The sequence below is a fragment of the Phenylobacterium sp. genome (assembly GCF_031412415.1).
GTDB lineage: Bacteria > Pseudomonadota > Alphaproteobacteria > Caulobacterales > Caulobacteraceae > Phenylobacterium.
Genome location: NZ_JANOCX010000236.1, coordinates 1 through 4493 on the forward strand (window position 1 = coordinate 1; position 4493 = coordinate 4493).

Here is a 4493-nt window from a genome sequence, read left to right on the forward strand (position 1 = left end):
TGCGTGGGGGAGGCGGTCTCGACGGGGACCACCACATCGCCCTCCACCTGATACAGCCGGCGCTCGATCTGCTTGGCGAGGGTCTGGCGCCACTGGCGCTGGATGCGCAGATAGCCCCGGTCGCAGACCACCAGCGCCGCCTCGTGGGACAGATCCAGCGCCACGGCCTGCGGCGATCCCATCCGAATCGCGAACCCGATCCCGCGTGCGGCCAGGCCCTGGGCGACCTGCGCCAGTCCGCTCAGCATGAAGTGGTAGTGCCGCGCATTGGCCTCCGGAAATCCGTCGGTCAGGCCGAAACAGACCAGCACCGGCAGGCCGAGCGCGTTGGCCTCGGCGACCGCGAACTCCAGCGCCGGATTGCAGCCCACCCTCTGCGACTGCTGCATCCAGTAGAGGACATAGGCGCCCTCGGGATTGACCTCATGTCGGGCGCGCAACCGGATGCGGGTGTTCTGGATCATTGGGCGCCCCTCCTGCCACAGGTCGTTACGTCGGGGCGACCACTTTGGAGGCGGGGTCAAGCGTCACGGGCGCCCGTTCCCCGTCGCCGACGCCCAGGCATTGGGCGCCGACGTCCTATTTCCGCGGCTCATGAGGCGCCTAAGAAATTAGCGATTGTCAGCCCGGTGTGGTCCTCTGCTCCCTGCGTCCCATTGCAGAACGGGTGGGGATATTATGGATCGTGGTTTGTTGGCCGCCGGGCTGGGTGTTTCGCGCCGGTCCTTCCTGGAAGGTCTGGGCGGCGTTGGCGGCTCGCGGCTGTTGATGGCCGGCATGAGCGCCCTCGGTTTCGGCATCGCCTCGGCCCAGGCCGCGCCGCCCGCCCTGTCGGACGGCCGCGGCAAGAAGGTCGCCGTGCTGGGCGCGGGGCTGGCGGGGCTGACGGCGGCCTACGAACTCTCCAAGGCCGGCTACGACGTGACCGTGATCGAGGCGCGCGACTTCGCCGGCGGTCGCTGCCAGACGGCGCGCAAGGGCTTCAAGCTGACCGAGCTGGGCGGCGAGACCCAGGACTGCGACTTCGACGAGGGCAACTACATCAACCACGGCCCCTGGCGGATCCCGTATCACCACCAGTCGACCCTGCACTACACCAAGGCCTTCAACATCCCGCTGGAGGTCTTCGTCAACGACAACGACGCCTCGTACGTGATGTTCGGTCGGGGCAAGGGGCCGCTGGCCGGCAAGCCGATCCGCAAGGGCCAGGTGGCCGCCGACATCCGTGGCGGCGCGGCCGAGATCCTGGCCAAGTCGGTCAAGCAGGGCGCGCTGGACGGCCAGATGACCGCCGAGGATCGCGAGCAGTTCATCGCCTATTTGGTCCACGAGGGCTATCTGACCAACGACCTGGCCTATAAGGGCTCGGAAGGGCGCGGCTTCGACATCGCGCCCGGCGCCGGGACCAATCCGGGGCCGGGCAAGCCGTCCACTCCCAACAGCTTCACCGACGTGCTGCACTCCGGCGCCTGGCGCACCCTGGCCTCGGTCAGCAACTACGAGCAGCAGAAGACCATGTTCCAGCCCGTGGGCGGCATGGACCGGATCGCCAAGGGCTTCGAGGCCGCCGTCGGCAAGCTCATCAAGTATTCGACCCAGGTGAAGAGCCTGAAGCAGAACGCCACGGGCGTGGAGATCGCCTTCGTCGACGGCGCCGGCAAGGCCGGGACCCTCAAGGCCGACTACTGCATCTGCACCATCCCGCTCTCGGTCCTGCGCCAGATGGACGTGCAGGTCTCCAAGCCCTTCAAGGAGGCGATCGGCGCGGTCTCCTACGCCCTGGTCGGCAAGATCGGCCTGCAGATGAAGCGGCGGTTCTGGGAAGAGGACCACCACATCTATGGCGGCCACGTCTATTTCGACGATCCCCAGATCAACAGCATGACCCTGCCGTCCACGGGCTTCCAGGGGCAGAAGGGCGTGCTGCTGGGCTACTACAATTTCGGCGCCCAGGCCGCCAAGGTCAGCGCCCTGTCGCCCGCCGAGCGCCGCGCCCTGGCGGGCCGGGCCGGCGACAAGGTGTTCCCCGGCTATTCCGAAAACATCGACAGCGCCTTCTCGGCCTCCTGGCACCTGATCGAGCACAATCTGGGCGGCTGGGCCCAGTGGAGCGACGAGTCCCGCGCCAGCGCCTATCCGATCCTCTGCGAGCCGGACGGGCGTCTCTATCTGGCCGGTGAGCACCTAAGCTACATGACCGGCTGGCAGGCCGGCGCCATCGAGAGCGCCTGGCAGCAGATCGCCAAGCTCCACGCCCGCGCGCACGCGGCCTGAGGCGGAGGGGACCGATGCGTTTCGTTCTCGCCTTCGCCCTGGTCGGCGCCAGCTTGTCTGTCCAACCGGCCGCCGCCGCCGACGGCCGCAGCCTCTACATGGACAACTGCGCCGCCTGTCACCGACCCACGGGCGCCGGTGTCCCCGGCGCCTTCCCGGCCCTGGTGGGCAGCAAGCTCATCCAGGGCGATCCGAAGGAGCCGATCACCCGCGTTCTCCAGGGGCGCGGCGGCATGCCGTCGTTCCATGACGAGCTCAGCGATCAGCAGATCGCGGTCATCCTGAGCTATGTGCGCCAATCGTGGGGCAACAAGGGCAAGCCGGTGAACCCCACCCAGGTCTCAGCCCAACGCGGCGGCAAGCGTCAGAACACCAAGGCCGTCCTCCAGGCGCATTGAGGCCTCGACCTTCTATTTCCCGGCGCGCTCCGCCTTCTTCGCCGCCACCATGGCTCGCACGTCGGCCAGCAGGGCCGGCGCGTCATAGGCGACGCCTCGGGTCACGGTCCACTTCACCCCGCCGACGGTCTCGATCCTGTTGTCGGCGCTCAGTCGCTGGTGACCAGTGCCGTAGAGGGTCTTGAAGTTGGCCAGCGGGTTTTCAGGCGCGATCACCAGGTCGGCGCTCATGCCCGGGCGCACGATCCCGAACGAGGGTGGCTGGCCTTTGGGATCGGCCAGGGTCCGCGCCCCGTTGACGGTGGCGGCCTGCACCACCTCCAGCGGCGAGAACCCGGCCTCCTGCAGCAGCTCCAGCTCCTCGATGTAGCCGAAGCCGTACAGCTTCCAGATGAAGCCGGAGTCCGACCCCGTGGTTACCCGACCGCCGATGTTCTTGTAGTCGTTCATCAACCGCATGAAGCGGCCGTAGAAATTGCGCCACGCCACCTCGTTGCCGGTGGTCCAGTCGAAGAAGTAGCTGCCGTGGTTGTCGCGGGTGGAACGGTAGTAATCCGCCAGGGTGGGCAGGGTGTAGGTCGCGTGCCAGTCGGCGTTCTTGGCCCGCATCAGGTCGCGCGACGCGGCGTAGATGGTCATGGTCGGGTCGAAGGTGACCGCCGCCGCCTTCTGGCTCTTGAGATAGTCGAACCAGGCTTCCGAGCCAGGCTCCACCTCGTCCCAGATCTCGGCGGCTTCGCCGAAGCGCTTGGCCTCGTCGTAGAAATTGTAGTCGTTCGGGTACTTCTGCAGCCGGCCGTCCTTCAGCATTGACTCGAAGTGACCGTAGAAGTGGGTGACGGTCCCCAGGCCCGCCGCGCCGAACTGCCGGGCGTTCAGCCCCGCCACGCCAGGCTGGGAGACATGGGCCACCGTGCCGAGGCCAAGCTTCCTGGCCTCGTCGATCGCCGCGGTCATCACCTCGGGCGTCTCGTCGTTCCAGCCGAAGAACTTGATGCCGTCCACGCCGTTCTTGGCCGCCCACTGCACCCAGGCGCGCGCCTTGGGCGGGCTGTCGATGCGCCCGCCGCTCCAGCCCTGGCCCATGGTCTGATAGTTGTAGATGCGCGGGGCGACGATCTCGCCGCGCGCGCTGCGGCCCTTTTCGGAGACCGCGATGTCATGGGGGGCCAGGCTGACGCCGCGCACCGTGGTCACGCCGTGGGCCAGCCACAGCTTGTAGGCATACTCCAGGTCCGGCGACTTCTTCGGATCTCCGCCATGAACGTGCATGTCGACGAAGCCGGGCAGGGCGTACATGCCCGTGGCGTCGATCTCGTGGTCGGCGTCGCGCGGCGCGCGCTCGGCCTTCAGCGGCATGCCCGGCCAGCCGGCCTGCAGCACGTCGACGATCTTGTCGTTCTCGATGACGATATCGACCGGCCCGCGCGGCGGCGCGCCAGTGCCGTCGATCAGGGTGACCCCCCGGATCACCAGCTTGCGATAGGGGCCGAAGCCTTCTCCGGCCCGGCGGGCGGGCGCCGGACGCATGGCCGGCGCGGCGCTCGCCCCGGGCGCGCTCTGGGCGGCGGCCGGCGCCTGGCCGAGCGTCGCGGCCAGCACGGCGCCCAGCAGCCCATGAAGCAGTGTTCTCATCGATTCCCCCTGGCGACGCCGACCCTCGACAACTAATCGCCTTCGCCGCCGCCACCAACCGGCTCGCGCCGCGTTAGCGCTCCTACCGAACGTCAAATCACCGAATCCGGGATCGCTACACATGGCCAAGACCACTGGCGCCGAGCCGCGCGCGCCGAAAACCACCGTCGGCTCCGGCGGAGAAAC

General features: G+C 68.1%; 4 protein-coding genes. 2 read left to right on the forward strand and 2 right to left on the reverse strand.

Annotated features, from left to right (window positions below):
• Positions 1–464 (reverse strand): deoxyribodipyrimidine photo-lyase (locus RMO04_RS11735; RefSeq protein ID WP_309644967.1); only part of this gene is annotated, 464 nt, incomplete at its 3' end.
• Between the two features lie 214 nt (positions 465–678).
• Here RMO04_RS11735 and RMO04_RS11740 point away from each other — a divergent pair.
• Both RMO04_RS11740 and RMO04_RS11745 read left to right on the forward strand, forming a co-directional pair.
• Positions 679–2274: an FAD-dependent oxidoreductase gene (locus RMO04_RS11740; RefSeq protein ID WP_309644968.1), complete on the forward strand. Its 1596-nt coding sequence runs from the start codon at positions 679–681 to the stop codon at positions 2272–2274.
• Positions 2275–2288: 14 nt separating this feature from the next.
• On the forward strand, positions 2289–2672 hold the full coding sequence (locus RMO04_RS11745) for a cytochrome c (RefSeq protein ID WP_309644969.1): 384 nt from the start codon (positions 2289–2291) through the stop codon (positions 2670–2672).
• Between the two features lie 12 nt (positions 2673–2684).
• Here RMO04_RS11745 and RMO04_RS11750 read toward each other — a convergent pair whose 3' ends face one another.
• Positions 2685–4307: an amidohydrolase family protein gene (locus RMO04_RS11750; protein WP_309644970.1), complete on the reverse strand. Its 1623-nt coding sequence runs from the start codon at positions 4305–4307 to the stop codon at positions 2685–2687.
• Positions 4308–4493 lie beyond the last annotated feature (186 nt).